The 15,058-nt window shown below is 68.2% G+C and carries 14 protein-coding genes and 2 pseudogenes; 7 read left to right on the plus strand and 9 right to left on the minus strand.

The window, feature by feature from the left end; translation table 11 throughout:
• Positions 1-172: 172 nt before the first annotated feature.
• Both IG74_RS0139115 and IG74_RS0139120 read left to right on the plus strand, forming a co-directional pair.
• Entirely contained in the window at positions 173-406 is a 234-nt protein-coding gene (locus IG74_RS0139115; RefSeq protein ID WP_030687310.1) for a hypothetical protein, read from the plus strand.
• The gene (locus IG74_RS0139120; protein ID WP_030687311.1) at positions 406-1,437 is read left to right on the plus strand and encodes a hypothetical protein; all 1,032 of its coding nucleotides are present in this window, start codon (positions 406-408) and stop codon (positions 1,435-1,437) included. The genes IG74_RS0139115 and IG74_RS0139120 overlap by 1 nt, the downstream gene beginning before the upstream one ends.
• 274 nt (positions 1,438-1,711) lie before the next feature.
• On the opposite strand, the gene IG74_RS0139125 is transcribed toward IG74_RS0139120, so the two are convergent.
• Both IG74_RS0139125 and IG74_RS50150 read right to left on the minus strand, forming a co-directional pair.
• A complete protein-coding gene (locus tag IG74_RS0139125) occupies positions 1,712-2,479 on the minus strand; it encodes a dienelactone hydrolase family protein (protein WP_030687312.1) in 768 nt (255 codons plus the stop codon).
• Between the two features lie 187 nt (positions 2,480-2,666).
• Positions 2,667-4,067 carry a RodZ domain-containing protein gene (locus IG74_RS50150; RefSeq protein WP_078869446.1) on the minus strand — a complete coding sequence of 467 codons (1,401 nt, stop codon included), beginning with the start codon at positions 4,065-4,067 and terminating at the stop codon, positions 2,667-2,669.
• Positions 4,068-4,734: 667 nt separating this feature from the next.
• Between IG74_RS50150 and IG74_RS0139140 the strand changes: the two genes are divergently transcribed.
• Positions 4,735-5,100, plus strand: coding sequence for a DUF6247 family protein (locus IG74_RS0139140; RefSeq protein ID WP_030687315.1), 366 nt, complete (start codon positions 4,735-4,737; stop codon positions 5,098-5,100).
• Positions 5,097-5,360, plus strand: coding sequence for a hypothetical protein (locus IG74_RS0139145; protein ID WP_030687316.1), 264 nt, complete (start codon positions 5,097-5,099; stop codon positions 5,358-5,360). Before IG74_RS0139140 ends, IG74_RS0139145 begins: the two co-directional genes overlap by 4 nt.
• A gap of 278 nt (positions 5,361-5,638) precedes the next feature.
• On the opposite strand, the gene IG74_RS0139150 is transcribed toward IG74_RS0139145, so the two are convergent.
• The 3 genes and pseudogenes from IG74_RS0139150 to IG74_RS0139160 form a co-directional block, all read right to left on the minus strand.
• On the minus strand, positions 5,639-6,241 hold the full coding sequence (locus IG74_RS0139150; RefSeq protein ID WP_030687317.1) for a hypothetical protein: 603 nt from the start codon (positions 6,239-6,241) through the stop codon (positions 5,639-5,641).
• A gap of 77 nt (positions 6,242-6,318) precedes the next feature.
• Positions 6,319-6,510 (minus strand): annotated as a pseudogene (locus tag IG74_RS0139155) (nucleotidyl transferase AbiEii/AbiGii toxin family protein); the annotation flags it as partial.
• Positions 6,511-6,644: 134 nt separating this feature from the next.
• Positions 6,645-7,855 (minus strand): IS3 family transposase gene (locus tag IG74_RS0139160; protein ID WP_420710020.1). Its coding sequence is split into 2 segments (ribosomal slippage): positions 6,645-7,561 and positions 7,561-7,855, totalling 1,212 coding nucleotides; the frame shifts between segments, so codons are not numbered across the junction.
• Positions 7,856-8,421: 566 nt separating this feature from the next.
• Between IG74_RS0139160 and IG74_RS0139170 the strand changes: the two genes are divergently transcribed.
• The 3 genes from IG74_RS0139170 (at position 8,422) to IG74_RS0139180 (ending at position 12,967) form a co-directional block, all read left to right on the plus strand.
• Positions 8,422-8,979, plus strand: coding sequence for a hypothetical protein (locus tag IG74_RS0139170; protein WP_158857964.1), 558 nt, complete (start codon positions 8,422-8,424; stop codon positions 8,977-8,979).
• A 15-nt stretch (positions 8,980-8,994) separates the two neighbouring features.
• A complete protein-coding gene (locus tag IG74_RS0139175) occupies positions 8,995-11,517 on the plus strand; it encodes a M48 family metalloprotease (RefSeq protein WP_078869448.1) in 2,523 nt (840 codons plus the stop codon).
• A gap of 655 nt (positions 11,518-12,172) precedes the next feature.
• Positions 12,173-12,967 (plus strand): SDR family oxidoreductase, encoded by a 795-nt coding sequence (locus tag IG74_RS0139180; RefSeq protein WP_030687325.1) that lies wholly within the window; start codon positions 12,173-12,175, stop codon positions 12,965-12,967.
• Positions 12,968-12,989: 22 nt separating this feature from the next.
• Here IG74_RS0139180 and IG74_RS54825 read toward each other — a convergent pair whose 3' ends face one another.
• From IG74_RS54825 to IG74_RS0139195, 4 genes and pseudogenes are all read right to left on the minus strand, one after another.
• Positions 12,990-13,505 (minus strand): transposase, encoded by a 516-nt coding sequence (locus IG74_RS54825; RefSeq protein ID WP_420710021.1) that lies wholly within the window; start codon positions 13,503-13,505, stop codon positions 12,990-12,992.
• Between the two features lie 107 nt (positions 13,506-13,612).
• Positions 13,613-13,948 (minus strand): annotated as a pseudogene (locus IG74_RS54830) (helix-turn-helix domain-containing protein); the annotation flags it as partial.
• An 89-nt stretch (positions 13,949-14,037) separates the two neighbouring features.
• Positions 14,038-14,421, minus strand: coding sequence for a DUF6083 domain-containing protein (locus tag IG74_RS0139190; RefSeq protein ID WP_030687327.1), 384 nt, complete (start codon positions 14,419-14,421; stop codon positions 14,038-14,040).
• A gap of 205 nt (positions 14,422-14,626) precedes the next feature.
• Positions 14,627-14,908 (minus strand): hypothetical protein, encoded by a 282-nt coding sequence (locus tag IG74_RS0139195; RefSeq protein ID WP_234334597.1) that lies wholly within the window; start codon positions 14,906-14,908, stop codon positions 14,627-14,629.
• Positions 14,909-15,058 lie beyond the last annotated feature (150 nt).

The following is a 15,058-nucleotide window of genomic DNA, read 5'->3' on the forward strand; positions in this document are numbered from 1 at the left end:
AGACAAGCCATCACCCGAACGCGAGGGTCCATACGCCACCCCGGAATCCTCCCACCCACACCACCACAACACCCACCGAACTTACGAAAAGATCAGTAGAACCCAAGTTCCTCAAGGCGGGGTTCTGCCGGGTCACCGTCCCCGCCCGCCTCGGCTTCGAAGGCGCCACTACATGAACTTCGGCGAACTGTGGAAGGGCGGTCCCCTGCCCACCGTCTCCAGCCCCCTCTACCTGCCGATCGCCGACGAGATCGCCGAACGCCTGGACCGCCCCGGTGACGAGATCCCCCAGGGCGACCCGTGGACCGTGCGTATCCCCACTAACCTGGTGCGGCTGCGCGCCGATGACCAGTTGCCCCACTGGGTGCAGAACACCGACGGCGAGTGGGTCGAGGCCCCGACCTGATGAAGCACTTCATCCTGGTGGCGGGATACCCCAAGCCACCCCGCAGCCTGCCCTTCCGGACGTACTGCGAGAACCGCGTCCTGCAGCACGTCGCCGCCAACAAGACCAAGGAGGACCTGGTCTTCCAGATCCTCGACGTGGGGAGCGGGGAGAACATCGTCCGCACCTTCACCTACCCGGGCGGCAACCGCACCGAGACCCGCTCCGCGCTCCGCATCCACGTGCGCGTCACCCGCGCCCACTACAAGGACGACGTCTTCAAGGACGGCCAGGAGGGCGTGATGTCGGCCCTGGACGTCTACGCGGCGGTGCAGGGCATCGGGATCCGGGCGCCCGGCACTCTGAGGGAGCTCAGTTTCTTCTCCCACGGCCACGCCGGAGGCCCCGTCCTGGTGGACAGCATCGACGACGGCCTGCACCCGGGCCCAGGCGCCCCGCCCGGGCCCGAACGTCGGCTTAGGGGAGGGGATCTCCGCGATCCCGACGACATGGATCCCCGGCCGAAGGACTTCAGAGCGGCGAACATGGAGTCGGCGAAACATGCCGCCTTCCGAGCGGCCTACCACCCCGACGCCATCAACTGGAGCTGGGGGTGCGCGTCCGACGACGACGTCAACGAGATCCTCTACAAGCTGGAGCACCATCCCGACTACCGGTCCTCCGGCCTCCCCGACGACAAGATCCTGGTCTTCCGCACCCTCAGCCGCGCCAACGTGGCCGACCTGGAAATGATGCTGAATCACAAGTTCGCCGACCACCGCAAGGTGGAACTCACCTTCAACATGCTGAAGCTGTACATCCGCAGGCACCTCCTGGGCTCCTACGCCCACGCCCTCGCCGTCGCCTCCGACCGGACCACCTACAGCGCCCTGATCGGCACGTACGCGGAACGCGACCTCGCCGGCCCCCGCCCCCTGATGCACGTCAACCCCAGATTCGCCGCGCACTTCACCTTCTACCGGAACTACTTGGGATTCACCTTCGACCCCGAGCGGCGCTGGTACGGGGCCTTCAAGCCGACCTTCACCTGACCAGCGGCCCGCCGACGACATCTCCGCCGAACCACGCTCGTGGTGCGTCTCGCCCTCGACCTTCTCCAACGCCGCGAGCCCGGCGAGAGGATTCCGGTGATCCCGTCCCTCGCCGCGTGGCGGCCGGATGCCGAGCCGGATGTGCGGGGGTGGGCGGCCGAAGAGCTCGGCCGCCGGCACGCGGCGCCGACGGCTCCGCCGCCGCTACGAACGCAACCCCGAACACTCCGCCCCGAGAGCGGTTCTGCTGTGCGGACTTGAGGGGAGGGGCCTGTCAGTGCCCGGCGCCAGCTTGCCTACCTGGGGCATGCCCCAGATCCTCCGTCACGGGCAGGCACTCGGCGAGCAGGTCGACGACGTCGCGCCAGGCGCGCTGCGCGTGCTGTGGGTGGTAGCCGACGCCGGGGACCACGGGGTGGTCGACCGTTGGGTGGTGGAAGGCGTGCAGGGCGCCGCCGTAGACGGTGAGGCGCCAGTCGACGCCCGCGGCCTGCATCTCAGCGGTGAACGCGTTGCGTTGCGCGGGCGGCATGATCGGGTCTTCCGATCCGACCCCGGCCCACACCGGGCAGTCAATGCGCGCTGCCTCACCCGGTCGGCCGGTGGTCAGTGCGTTGACTGTCCCGATCGCGCGCAGGCTGGCGCCGTCGCGTCCGAGTTCCAGGCCGACGGCGCCCCCGGTGCCGTAGCCGACGGCGGCGATCCGGTCGGGGTCGGTCCGCGGTTCGGCGCGCAACACGTCGAGCGCCGCATGGCCGATGCCCCGCATCCGCTCGGGATCAGCGAGCAGCGGCAGACAACGGGCCAGCATCTCCTCGGGGTCCCCCAGATAGCGCCCGCCATGAAGGTCGAAGGCCAGCGCTATGTATCCGAGTTCGGCGAGAGCGTCGGCCCGGCGGCGCTCGACGTCGCTGAGCCCCATGCCCTCGGGTCCGAGCAGCACCGCGGGCCGGCGGTCGACACCGGCCGGGAGCGCGAGGTGCCCGATCATCGTCAAACCGTCGGCCGGATACGCGACCGTACGCGTCGCAATCGTCGTCATGAGACGGGACTGTAATGATCGCCGAGCCCGGTCCGGCTGCTGTTCTGCCACTGGCAGAGCAGAGCAGCACGGATGTCCCTCTGAAATACGGCGAGGGCTCACAAGAACCGTCACAGGCCTAACGGCGCGCGCGGCCTGGGAGCAGGCCCGGGTGGGAGGCGATCAGGTGCAGCAGGGCCGTGAGCTGTCAGTCGCCTCTGTTGTAGGTAAAACGTTCGACCTGGCCTGGCGAAAAGTCGTTTGGGATCACCTTGCCGTTGACGACGAGCTGGACGGCGGAGGCATCGCCGAGGACCAGATCGATACGGCGTTTGTCAGCGAATTCCTTGGTTTCGCCGCTTTCCAACGTTCCGTCGAACAGGCTCCGCCCGTTGTGGCCCTTCGCCGAGATCCAGCTTCCCTCGCTGCCAGCGGTCACCACGATGGTGACCCGGTCCTTGGGTGCTGCGCTAGGCCGGGGCGACGGGGGCTCGGACGGTGGGGCGGAAGCCTGCGGGGTGGAAGCCTGCGGGGTGGTCCGCCGGGATTCCGGGGCGGTGGCGGGAGGGCTGCCGCTCTTCTTGTCGTCCCCTTGCCGCGTGAGGGCGAGCAGACCGCCCGCAAGCGCGCTCGCCACGGCCACGGCCACGATCAGCAGGGTGATCACGCGGGGCTTGCGCGACGGGGCGGGCCGCGGGGGTTCGTCGACGCCGCCGGGAACGTCGGGCGCCAGGGCCGGTACCGGCGGCGCCGCTCGCGGCCGGTCAGGGGCGGCGAGCGCCAAGGTGTTGGTGTCCGGTACGAGGTCCGGGTTTGGGTCCGGTCCGAGCGAGGCCAGGAGCGTCTCGGGCGCGGGACGGTCGGCCGGATCCTTGGCCAGACAGGCGCCGACCAGCGCCCGTAGCTCTCCCGGCAGCGCGGAGAGGTCCGCCGGCTCGTGCACCGACCGGTACATCAACCCCATGGGCGCGCCTCCCCCGAACGCACTGCCTCCGGCCGCCGCGACGAGCACGGCCCCGAACGCGAACACGTCGGCGGCACCGTTGACTTGCTCCCCACGGGCCTGCTCGGGCGCGAGGTATCCGGGTGTGCCGAAGGTGGCCCCGGTGGCGGTCAGCCGGGTGGCCTCCACGGCCCGGGCGATGCCGAAGTCGAGGACGCGCGGGCCGTCCTCCGCCATGATGATGTTGCCCGGCTTCAGGTCCCGGTGTACGAGCCCGCAGGCGTGGACGGCTTGGAGCGCCTCGGCCAGGGCCGCTCCCAGAGACCTCAACCGCTCTTCGTCCAGGGGCCCTTGCCGCTCGACCAGCTCGGCGAGCGTGGGCCCTGGGACGTACGCGGTGGCCAGCCAGGGCGACTGTGCGTCGGGGTCGGCGTCCACGACCGGAGCCGTGTGGAAACCGCCGACTCTGCGGGCGGCCGCGACCTCCGCGCGGAACCGTTCACGGAAGTGCGGGTCGGCCGCCAGTTCGGGGCGTACCACCTTCACCGCGACGGCCCGACCGCCCGGTGAGCGGGCGAGGTAGACCTTGCCCATGCCGCCCGCGCCGAGCTCTCGCTCGACGGCGTAGACACCGATCCGCCGTGGCAGGTCCGCGTCGTTCTCCATCACCTGCACGCCTCCCCCTGCGCACGGTCACCCGCACGCGACGCCGTCCGGTCCACCCCGGCCGGACTCCGGTCCCGCGTATCCGCCCAGCAGCGTAGACGAATTCATGACCCGCCAGTCAGGAAAGCCGGACTCGGCCGCCGCCACGCTGCGAGCGGTCCTGGCCTGCTGGTGTGTCCAGGGCTGTCGGGCCGCCGCGGCAGTGGTGTTGTCCGGTGGGTGACTTTCCGTTGGAGGGGGAGGGCCGCGCCGGGGGCGGCGTACCGCGCGGTGGCGCGCGGGCCTGGCAGCGGCGGCACGCGCGCTCCTCGCTCGCTTCTGTCTGGCTGTGGATCCGTCCAGTGATGATCCCGCTCGTCGCAGTCCGTTCGTATACGCGGAGGACGGGAAGACCGCGGAGGGCTGGCTCATGAGCGCGGACGACGTTGACGCCGCGTGTGTTCGGGCTGAGACGGTGATCGCGGAGCTGCGCGGCCTGGCGGGGCTGGCGCGGTCGGCGAACGGGGCCATCCGGTCTTGAGGTCTGATGGCGGGCACGGTAGCGCCCCCGCATGCCGGTGGGGGCGTGTCTGGAGTTCTCTCTCCTGTTGATCTTTTGGTTGAGAGAGGATGGCGGTCGCTGGGTCGGCGTGTCTGGTGCGTTCTGTTCGGTTTGAGGAGGTAGACGATGTCTGTGTGCTCTGTCGATGTTCCGGGTGGCGGCGAGCCGCTGTTTGCAATGCCGCCGAAGACCGAGGCCGCGTTGCGGGTGGCGGTACGTCGTCTGGATCCGGCGGCCGCCGTTGAATTCGAGCGGGAGTTTCATGCGGCGTGGGAGGAGGCGGTGCAGTCGGACAGCACGGTTCCGATGCACACGTTCCTGCACCGGTGGGCAGTGTTCGTGGCGTTGCATCGGTACCCGGCGCGCTCGGCGCGGGTCCGGGAGTTGGAGCGGGTTGTGGGCCGGGCGGAGTCTCGGGATGAGGCGCGCGAGGCGGCTGCGGAGGTTGGTGATCTGCTAGCCGCCGCGGTGGCCGAGGTCTCTGCCGAGTGAGCGGCTGGGACTGGGAGTACCTGTCGGACGCTGAGCATGTCGTAGGCGGCTTATCGGCCGAGGCTCGGGCTGAGGTAGAGCGGATCGCCGAGCGTCTGGCGGATGCTGCCGCGGTGAAGTACCTGGGGGACCCGCCCCCGGAGGAGGCCGGGGTGGCTCCGCTGGTCTCGATCGCGGAGGGGCTGTGGATGATCTGGTACCAGGAGTACCGAGTGAGACGCGTGGTGTACATCGTATTGACGCAGCACTTGGGTTCCTGACCCCACGACGAAGCCCCCACAGTCTTCCTCAGGTGTATTTGTTCACGGGTTGAACCCGCCCTTGGCCAGTGGATCGCCTGGAACGCCTCATGCTGAGTGGTGGAGACCGCGGTGCGCTCTCGGGGAGTCATTGCCCCAAGACCGCAGTCCAGCAGCGGACCGTTGTCGCTCGCGTACGGAGTCCACGTACGGCTGGAGGTCACACCTGCACCCGTGACCGATGCCCTGTGCCGCCGGACCTTGATCGCGGGACAGCGAAGTTCGATCAGCCGCCTCTGTCAGAGGGTGGGGAGTCGCCCCATCCAGGCGTCGAAGAGGTCGAGGTCGTAGCGTGCGCGTGCCTCACTGGGCGGCAGTTCTTCGGGCCACTCCCAGACGACGCGCCCCGGATCGACGTCGTTCAGGGCCCCGTACCACTCCCGCAAAGGCAGAGCCAGACGGACGTGTTTCTCGAAGTTGCGGCGTTGGCGGGCTACGTCATCTGCCCGGCGTGCGCGGAGCGTCGACTCGGACGGGACGACACAGGCGACGAGGTCCGCGATGCCGAGCGCCCTTCGCCGCAGAGAGTCCCGGACCCATCGCAACTGGCAGCTGTACGTGTCGGCTGCGGAAACCAGGCCTGCCCGCGCAAGAGTCCAGGCGTAGTGGAGCTTCAAGGGATCGGTGTCGCAGACCGCGATGCCTTGCATCGTCTCGCTCTGGACGGCCTCAGCCCACCTCTCTTCGTTCCGACACACCCAGAAGCGGCTCACCTCCTCAAGGGAAGCCGTGCTGTCCGGCTGGAGGTACCCGGGGAGTTCCTCAACCACGCCAGGAGTCCGCAGTGAGCTGACGTAGCGGCTCTTACCAGCGGCGCTGGGCCCCTCGGCAACGAAGATCACCCTGAAAGTCTCCCACGGGGACCGGCGGATTCGGCCCCGCCGGGACCTCTCGCCGGCGCGATCAAGGCTCCGCATCATTCGGCGCCGGTGAGGTGGCCGCGGAGGCTGAACTCGTCGCGGGCGTGGCGGCGTCCGGGCATCTCCAGGTTGGCGATGGTGCGGTGACGGGAGGCGGCATGGACGTCGACGAAGTCGCGTACGGCCCCGCGGTACGCGAGGGCCCGGATCTTGGTGCCGATGACGTCGTCGAGGGCGAGGACCAGGCGGTACTCTCGCGACACCTGCCGATGAGAGTGCTAGATCTCCACGCACGGTGCGGCGGTGGCCAGGATGTTCGCTGTGCGGCGCTGTGCAGATGCTGGACCATCGAGAACTGGGCCTTGCCCCCGGATGTTGAACACGTCTATGCCGCTCGGGTCAGGGTAGTTGCTGCTGGGTGGGGGTCGTTCTCGTAGGCGAGGGGAGATCGCTGGCCGAGGCGGGAGTGCCGGCGGCGCGTGTTGTACCGGGTCAGCCAGCGGAACGCGTCGAGTCGTGCTTCGCGTTCGCTCGACCATGCCTTCCGGCCTTTGAGTGTTTCTCTCTTGAAGGTAGCGTTGAAGCTCTCCGCGGTGGCGTTGTCGGCGCTGGACCCGATCGCTCCGATGCTCTGCTGGACATCTGCTGACCTGCAGATTTCAGCGAATGCTCTACTCGCATATGGGGACCCGTGGTCCGTGTGCAGGATCGCTCCATCCGGACTGCCGCGGGTCTGCTCGGCGGCCGCCAGAGCGTCGATGACGAGCTCGGCTCGCATGTGATCGGCGATCGCCCACCCGGCCGGCCGGCGTGAGGCGAGGTCGATGACGGTCGCGAGATAGAGCGGCTTTGAGCCGCTGACCGGCAGATACGTGATGTCGCCGACGTACTTCGTGTTCACCACGGCAGCGGTGAAGTCATGTCCGATCAGGTCCGGTGCGTTCGCCGTGGCCGGGTCGGCGAGCGTGGTGCGGTGTCGGCGGCGCAGGCGGACGCCCCCGAGGCCGAGGCTCCGCATGATCCGCGCGACGCGCTTGTGGTTGACCACCGGGCCGCCCTCGTCGCGGAGTTCAGCGGTGGTCCTGGGCGCTCCGTAGGCGCCGTCAGAGTCCTGGTGGATCTTGCCTGTCCGGGCGGCCAGCCCGGCCTCGACGGTTTGCCGGGCCGCTCGTGGCGCCGCGGTGCGGCGCCAGTAGGAGAAGCTCGAGCTGGCCAGGCCGAGGATGTCGCAGAGCCGCTTCACGCCGTGACGGCGCTGGTGGTCTTCAACGAACTGGCAGCGGTTCGCCAGCGCGTCTCCGTCGCGAAATACCGGGCCGCCTTGCAAAGGATGTCGCGTTCTTTCTCCAGTTCGCGGATCCTGTTGCGGGCTGCGTCCAACTCCGCCTGAACGTCGTCACCACCGGCCTGCGAGGCGGCCGGCTGTGTCGAGTGGGAGCCGGGGCGGCGGCCGTCAGCGGCCCTGACCCAGTTCCGCAGTGTCCCGGTGTTCACCCCGAGATCACCGGCGACCGACTTGATTGTCGCTCCCGGCCGCGACCGGTACAACGCGACCGCGTCCGCCTCGAACTCGGCGGGGTACTGCTTCATCCCCACGGGGACTCCGTCCTCCTGGACCATCAAGATCCAAGTCTCTCCGGTGTCCAAAGACCGGGGTCAAGGCCCCACCGACCAGAACGGTCGCTGTAGCCGCAACCTCGATCCGGAGTACTACGCTCAGGTCAAAGCCGCTGAGCTGTGCTACGCAAGTGCGCCGCGTAGGGGATCAAACCTCGACGACCAGTGGAACCGTCCTGTCGGCGAGGGCCTCCGCACTACCGTCGAGGTCCTGATGACCGCCCAGCAGTGCTTCGGTGTCGAACAGCAGGCCTTGAGCACGCCCTCGATGCTGTTTGCTGGCGTTTCGTACCGACCTCGGCAACTCGAGATGTGCGGAGTCACAGGAGTGCTTTGAGACGTGGCTACACGCCGACGCGCCGACAACCACCGCTGTGCAGCAGTCACTTCAAGCACGTCACCCCCAACTGGCCAGGGCATTATCACCCGCACCTCGCTGTACTCGCAGAGCGCCCCCGGGCTCCGCCGCGCGCTGGCGGCGGGCAGCGGTCGTTGTGTTTCGTTCATCGACGTCGCCCTCGATAATGGCGTGACGTCGTGGGGGCATGGACGGGGGAGAGGCAGTGGCACGTAGGCGGGCGCTCATCGTGACACCCCATCAAGCGGTGATCACGGAAATAGCCAGGGACGTGATCGAGCAGATAGCTCAGGAAGAACTGCCGATGTTCTCGGCGGTCAGCAGGGCGTACTTCGCCGACCCGCGAAGGGCGTTGTCCGGCAAGGGGACACGGAAGGCGCCGCTCGGTTTCGGATCTGAGGCCGTCGAACTCATCGCGACGCCCGTCGTCCTGGCCGCCACGGCCAAGGCGGTCGAGTGCCTGGCCGACACGGTTCTGAAGCACACCACTGGGGACGGAACCATCGCTGGCCTACGGCGACTCTTCCGTCTAGGGCAGCGTTCACGTGACGTCTCAGCAGCCGACGACGCTGCCGAGAACACGGCGCCTCAGGCCGACGTCGTCGCGCTGCGGCCGGAAGACATCGAACGGCTCAGGCACGTGGTGGAAGCCACGCTCCACGACATCGGGACCACTCCGGAGAACGCACGTCTGATAGCGGACGCGATCATAGGACGATGTCAGGCCCCACGGGCGGCCGACTAGCACGGCGGCACCACCGTGATCGCGTTCAGGGAAGCAGTCTCCAGGCAGCGTGACAGGGCGAAAGCGTCATCGACTCTTCCTGGCGGCACCACCAGTCGACTGGTCCTTCTGATCGCCACTGTGGGCGCAGGCGGGCTGTACGTATTCCTACAGACGTACTTCCTCGTCCCACAGAACACGGACTTCTTCTTCGGCACGTTCAGCCAGTGCTTCCAGGACCCACGGATCGCGCTCCCGGAGCGGAGCAACGGAGGGTACGAGGAGTCACGGCGCCTGTTGGCGAGATGTCAGCAGCCTGCCTTCGTCGATCAGGCACAGTGGGTCGGGATCGGCTTCTCGCTGTTATGCGGTGTGTCTTTGGCCTGGTATTTCGCGCACCCCTGGTGGGTGACCCGTCGCAGGTGCGTGAGCTTCCCGGTCATCCCAAGCCTGCGTTCGCGGTCACTGTCACGGTTCGCGCTGAAGGACGACCCCTACGAGCGAGACATAGCCGAATACCTCGACCAGCTGTGTCACGCGGTTGGCGTGCACCCCGCGCCCGTCTGGCTGCTGGACACCTCGGCACGCACCTCAAGCGGGCTCGCCTTCGGCCTTCCCTGGAGGCGGTACGTCATCATCGACGCTCCACTGGTGAAGCGTTTCCACACCGATCGCGACATGTTCCGCCTCGTGCTCGCCCACGAGCTGGCGCACCTGCGCCATCACGACGTGGACAAGACCTACCTCGCCTTCGGCATCTGGTGGGCCTTCCTGACAGTCGCGGTGCTGCCCTTCGGAATTCTGACGTCGTACAGCGCGGCAACCGGCGGGCCACCTACGATCCCTCCGGGCATCGTGCAGTACCTCGTGGACGTGCCCCATGCCCTGGCGCTGATGGCCACACTCACCCTGCTCGTCCAGCTCGTACGGAACTCGGTTCTGCGGGCTCGTGAGTTGCACGCCGATGCCGCGGCCGCGGCGCAAGGCGGAGCCGATGAAGCAGCAGTGATCCAGCGGGCGTTGCAGGACCGGCCCGTCTCAGGCCGGGGCCAGGCACACCTCGCCCTCTCCCGGCTCGTACGCAGACTCGGATACTGGCCGACCCCCGAAACACGGCGTCGGGTCCTGCTCGAGCCGACCCTCCTGACCCGCCCGACGGTAGGGGAAGCGCTCGGCGCGGGAGTCGTCGCAGGCGTCTTCACCGCCAGTGCGGACCCCCTGGTAGACACGCTCTTCCGCTTGCTCTGGGGCAAGCTCAACACCCGGTCGGGCGATCTGACGGTCGGCTGCACGATCGGCGCCGTACTCACCGGAGTGCTCGCCGCAGCCGTCTGGCGTGCTGTCGCGGCGTCCGACCGGACACGGCGGCCCCCTGGCGCGGCCGTCTGGCTGGCGCTGCCCGCCGCACTCGTCGGAGGCTACCTCGCGGGAGCGAGCCTCCCCCTCGTCGCCGACGGAACCGTCCTGCCCGCCACCGGCCTCGAGACGCAGGGCTTCGCCTGGCTGCTGAAGACAGGACCGACTCTGCTCGCTGGAACCGTGTGCGTCACGGCCTGGCTCATCTCCACGGCGCGCTGTCTGCTTCCCCACGCCCGAGGCCGGGGTCCTCTGTACGCGATGGTGGCCACGTCCATCGCCTCCTTCGCCCCGTGGTTCGCCGTCTGGTACTCCCTCCGGCGCGACGGCTTGACCGACGCGTTCCGGCCCGCCCTGGGCGATGTCCCGGACATCGGGTCCTCGATCGGCTGGTACGCGGAGCTCAGTCAGTGGACAGGCTTCACCTGGCAACCGCTCACCGTGCAGGGGCGGCTCCCGTCCGCTCTTGTGGGCCTGTCGCTGATCTGGCTTGTGCCGCTCGTCCTCGCACTACTCGCGGGGAAGACGACCAACCCCACCACGGATGTGAAGCCACAGCTCAGGACGGCTCTGCTCGCGGGACTGTCCGGAGGCGCCGCGGTGGTCTCTGTGGGCCTGCTCCTGCCGTATCTCGCACCAGCGGCACTGCCGTCCACCGTCCTGCACTACCCGGGAACGCAACAGGACACGGGCTTTCCGGACGTCTACTGGCACACCTACATCGCCCTCGCATGCCTCGCCCAGGGCGCGGTGGCGCTGTGGATCGTTGCCCGGGCCCGAAGGCTGACGCCCGTACTCGCCCTGGCCGGTACAGCAACGACCGCGCTGGCGTCCGCGCTCGGCCGGGCACCGGCCTTCGCGGTGGTCAACTGCACTGGGCTCTTCGGCGCACCCGACCGCCAGTGCTCCATCCCGTTCGCCCCGGAGGTCCTCGCGCAGGACCTCCGGACCATCACACTGCGCGGCCTGCTGATGGTTGTCCCCGCAGTCCTGCTGGGAGCGGGCGCGAGAGCACTCGCGCAGCGCCGCCTCGTTGCCTTGCAGGGCAACGCACACAAGGCAGGCGAGCACCGGAAACGCGCCTGGATCCCTACCGGGGCCCTGGTCACGGGCCTCGTCCTCCTCACCGCGGCCGACATCGCGGCGGTGATCCTCACACTGCCCACAGACCATTTCGTCTGGAAGACCTGGCTCAGAGGCTGAGTCCTGGCGGTCGAGCTGGGCTGAATGGTGTCCAGGAAGCACAGACTGGTCAATCGGAGCTGGATCGTCCGCTACTGAGCCCGCCTGTCTCGCCTGGTGTTCGGTGCGACCACACAAGACGTGGCCGAAAGCGGCTTTGAGGACCTGCAGATTCACCGACAGCTGACGCTGCCGTCCGAAACCGGACGCTGATCGAGAATGGTGCCGATGAGGCAGCCCGACAGCGATCTCTCGCAGGGCTGCGCTCCTGGGTGGCTGGCCTCCCTGACTCGGTGGCGCCGAAGCTCTAGTGCTCTGACCGCGTAGGTTCGCCGGGTCCGCGCGCGGATCACAGTTCACGGTCCACCGGCCTGCCACTCGATACTTGGCCTTCGTCCGCACCGGGGTGAACCGGGGGGCCTGGCCTTTGGCCATCGCTCCTGCAGCGGCCGGCAGGGCCGGTCCGTCGAAAGGTGCGCGTCGGGGTAGTCGTCCTTGTCGAACTTGGGCGGCCGCCCGCCTCACGATCCGCGCTTGAGGCGGCTGCGGACGCGGTCCGTCGGGACCGGGATCCGCTTGCTTGGAGTGCACTCCAAGGCCATAGCGTTGAGACAGCTGAACCGAATACTCAACGCGTCGACGCAGCATCCCGCACGACCAACGGGAAAGGCGGCAAGTGGTAGACAACCAATTCACAACGCATACAGAGCTTTTCGATCTGTGTGGAAAGCGCGCGCTCGTCACCGGTGGTACCCGAGGCATCGGAATGATGATCGCGCGTGGCCTTCTTCAGGCGGGCGTCAGCGTGGTCATCAGCTCACGCAACGCAGAAGCGTGCGCTCAGGCGCAGGACCAACTGTCCGAATTTGGTGAGGTGCGGGCCATCCCCGCCGACCTGTCCCGCCACGACGAGTGTCGGCGACTGTCCGACCTCGTCACCGCCGACTCGGAGCATCTCGACATCCTCGTCAACAACGCGGGCGCCATGTGGGACGAGCCGCTGGCGACGTTCCCAGACGCGGCCTGGGACACGGTCGTCGACCTCAACCTGAAGTCGCCGTTCTGGCTGGTCCAGGCGCTGCTGCCCGCACTTCGCAGGGCGGGCACGGCCGACGATCCCGCACGGATCATCAACATCGGCAGCATCGCCGCCATCCACATCCCCCAGCGGCCCAACTACTCGTACTCCAGCAGCAAGGCCGCGCTGCATCAACTCACCAGAGTGCTTGCCAAGGAACTAGGACCGCAGCACGTCACCGTGAACGCCGTGGCGCCGGGACCGTTCCCGTCGACGATGATGGCTGCAACCCTCGATGAGTTCGGCGAGGCGATCGCGGCGTCGGCTCCACTACGCCGGATCGGCCGCGACGACGACATGGCGGGTGTCGCCGTGTTCCTCGCCAGCCGGGCAGGCGCATACCTAACAGGCGCCGTGATCCCCGTCGACGGCGGCATCGCCACAACCGCGTAGGCTGCCTAGCCGGGTCTGTTGATCATGCGGCGGTGCGGTGGGGACGGCCTGAGCGGTGCCCTCGTTCGCCTTTGATGCGGGCGCGTTCCCGCCGTCGGGCCTCCAGAACGTCCGGGGTGCGTTGGTGGCTGTTGCGCCAGTGCAGGTAGGCGTGCAGATGCTGGATGAATGAGGAAGGGGAGGAGGGGATGTCGTTGCCCAGGACGAAGGACCGCAGTGGGCCGAAGTGCGGCTCTATCGGGTTCGCCCAGGAGGCGTTGGTCGGGGTGAAGGACAGCGCGACGCCGGGTCGGGCCGCCCAGCGGCGTATCTTCCGGGTCTTGTTGCCTGACCAGTTGTCCAGGATGACGTAGATCGGCTCGCCGTCGGGGCGGGCAGTCCGGACGCTGCGCAGCGTGGCGAGGGTGAGGTCGGCACCCTTGCGACGGTGCACCATGCCCCACAGCGTGTCGTCGCCGAGGCTGTAGCAGCCGTGGAAGTGGCTGATCCCCGCAGTACGGTGGTAGGTGGCTGGGATCCGGTCAGGGTGCTTGGCCATCGCCCAGCAAGTGCCGTGGTTGGGCTGGATGTTGATCGGGTCGAACTGGTCGAAGGCGAAGGCCGATGGGTGAGGTAGTCGGCCAGCTTGCGCAGGCTCCAGTGGGTGAGGAGAAGCCCGAGGGCGCGGGGCCGAGTTCGGGCGAGGGCGACGAGGTATGCCTCGTCGCCTGCGGTGATGCGGCGTGGCCGGCCGCCGGCCCAGTGCGGGTCCAGGCAGGCCAGTCCGGTGTCGTTGAAGGCGTGGATGGCATCCCGGACGGTGTCGGGGTCGGCCGCGGCCAGCTCGGCGATCGCGGCGGGAGTGTTCTCGCAGGTCGAGGCGAGGACCAGCATCGCGCGACGGACCTTCACCGTCTCCTGCCGCCCGCGCCGCACGATGCGCCGCAGGGCGCGGCCCTCCTCGTCCGTCAGCCGCCGGGCACGCACCGGAGCGGCCATCATGGCCTCCTCCCGGAACAGGGCTGATGACCAACTCCTACGCCAGGAAGAGATCCACACACACCCACCGGTGAGGATTCACGGACAACGCACTAGCCGGCGTCCGGCAGCTTCAGGTCCGCCTCCGGCGCCGATGGTTCCTCGTGCCGGTCCGACTTGCGCGCGTTCTCCGTCCGCAGCGCCGTCAGCCACGGCCACAGATCCGGCAACTGCTGCTGTGGACACGCCAGTCGGTGCTCGATCCGGCACTGCTGAAACGTCTCCGGCGGGCACACCCCGTACACCGTGACCCGTCCATCCGACAGCACCACCCACCGATGCTCCGCCGGTACCACATGCGCCGGTACGGACATCTCCGGCTCCAGCAGCACCCAATCCTGGTCCAATGTCAGCATGCGATCCTGCGGCAAACCGCAATACGGGCACGTGAACCGCGCCCCGCTGCGCTGCTGCCGCGCCCCCTCACCCGACCCCATGCGTTGAGGCTGCAACCAATCGCCGTCTACCACACGGCACCAACCAGCCGGAAATCCAGGCACCCACACGGACACGCAACAACAGAAGAGACAACTGTGGGGTACCAGAACCGCACACCGCGCACCAGGCACGGCTGAAGAGGCGGTCTGGACACGACAGCGCCCCTCAGCTCTGAGCTTGAGTTCCAGTGGTCGTCACAGGGCCTCAGTCGAGGCGTTCGCCGAGCTTTGTTGCCCGACGGTTGCTGCCCTTCGTGTCCCACCACTCGAAGAGGTGCGCGTGGAAGCTGTTCGCGACGCTGCGGACCAGGTCGTACGGGGGCGCACCATCGAAGATCGCCATCTCGGACCTGTCGCTCTCAAGCCGGACCCGCCACCGCTGGCTAGTACTCTTCAGCTCCATCACCAGCGTGAACGTGCGCTCATGTTCCACGACATCCAAGCCGGTAACCGTCAGCGCGGAGCTCCCGCAGAACAGCTTGCCCATCAAATGTGGGACGAGGAGATCCCTGACTTCTGATGCCGATGGCACGAACTTGCCTCCTCTAGCGCGCTGCAGCGGATGAGGCCGCCATCGGCTTGAACGCCGTGACGACGCCCTGTGGGTTGACCAGGTGATTGCTGCGGTGCGAAACCG

Source organism: Streptomyces sp. NRRL B-1347 (genome assembly GCF_000720325.1).
GTDB lineage: Bacteria > Actinomycetota > Actinomycetes > Streptomycetales > Streptomycetaceae > Streptomyces.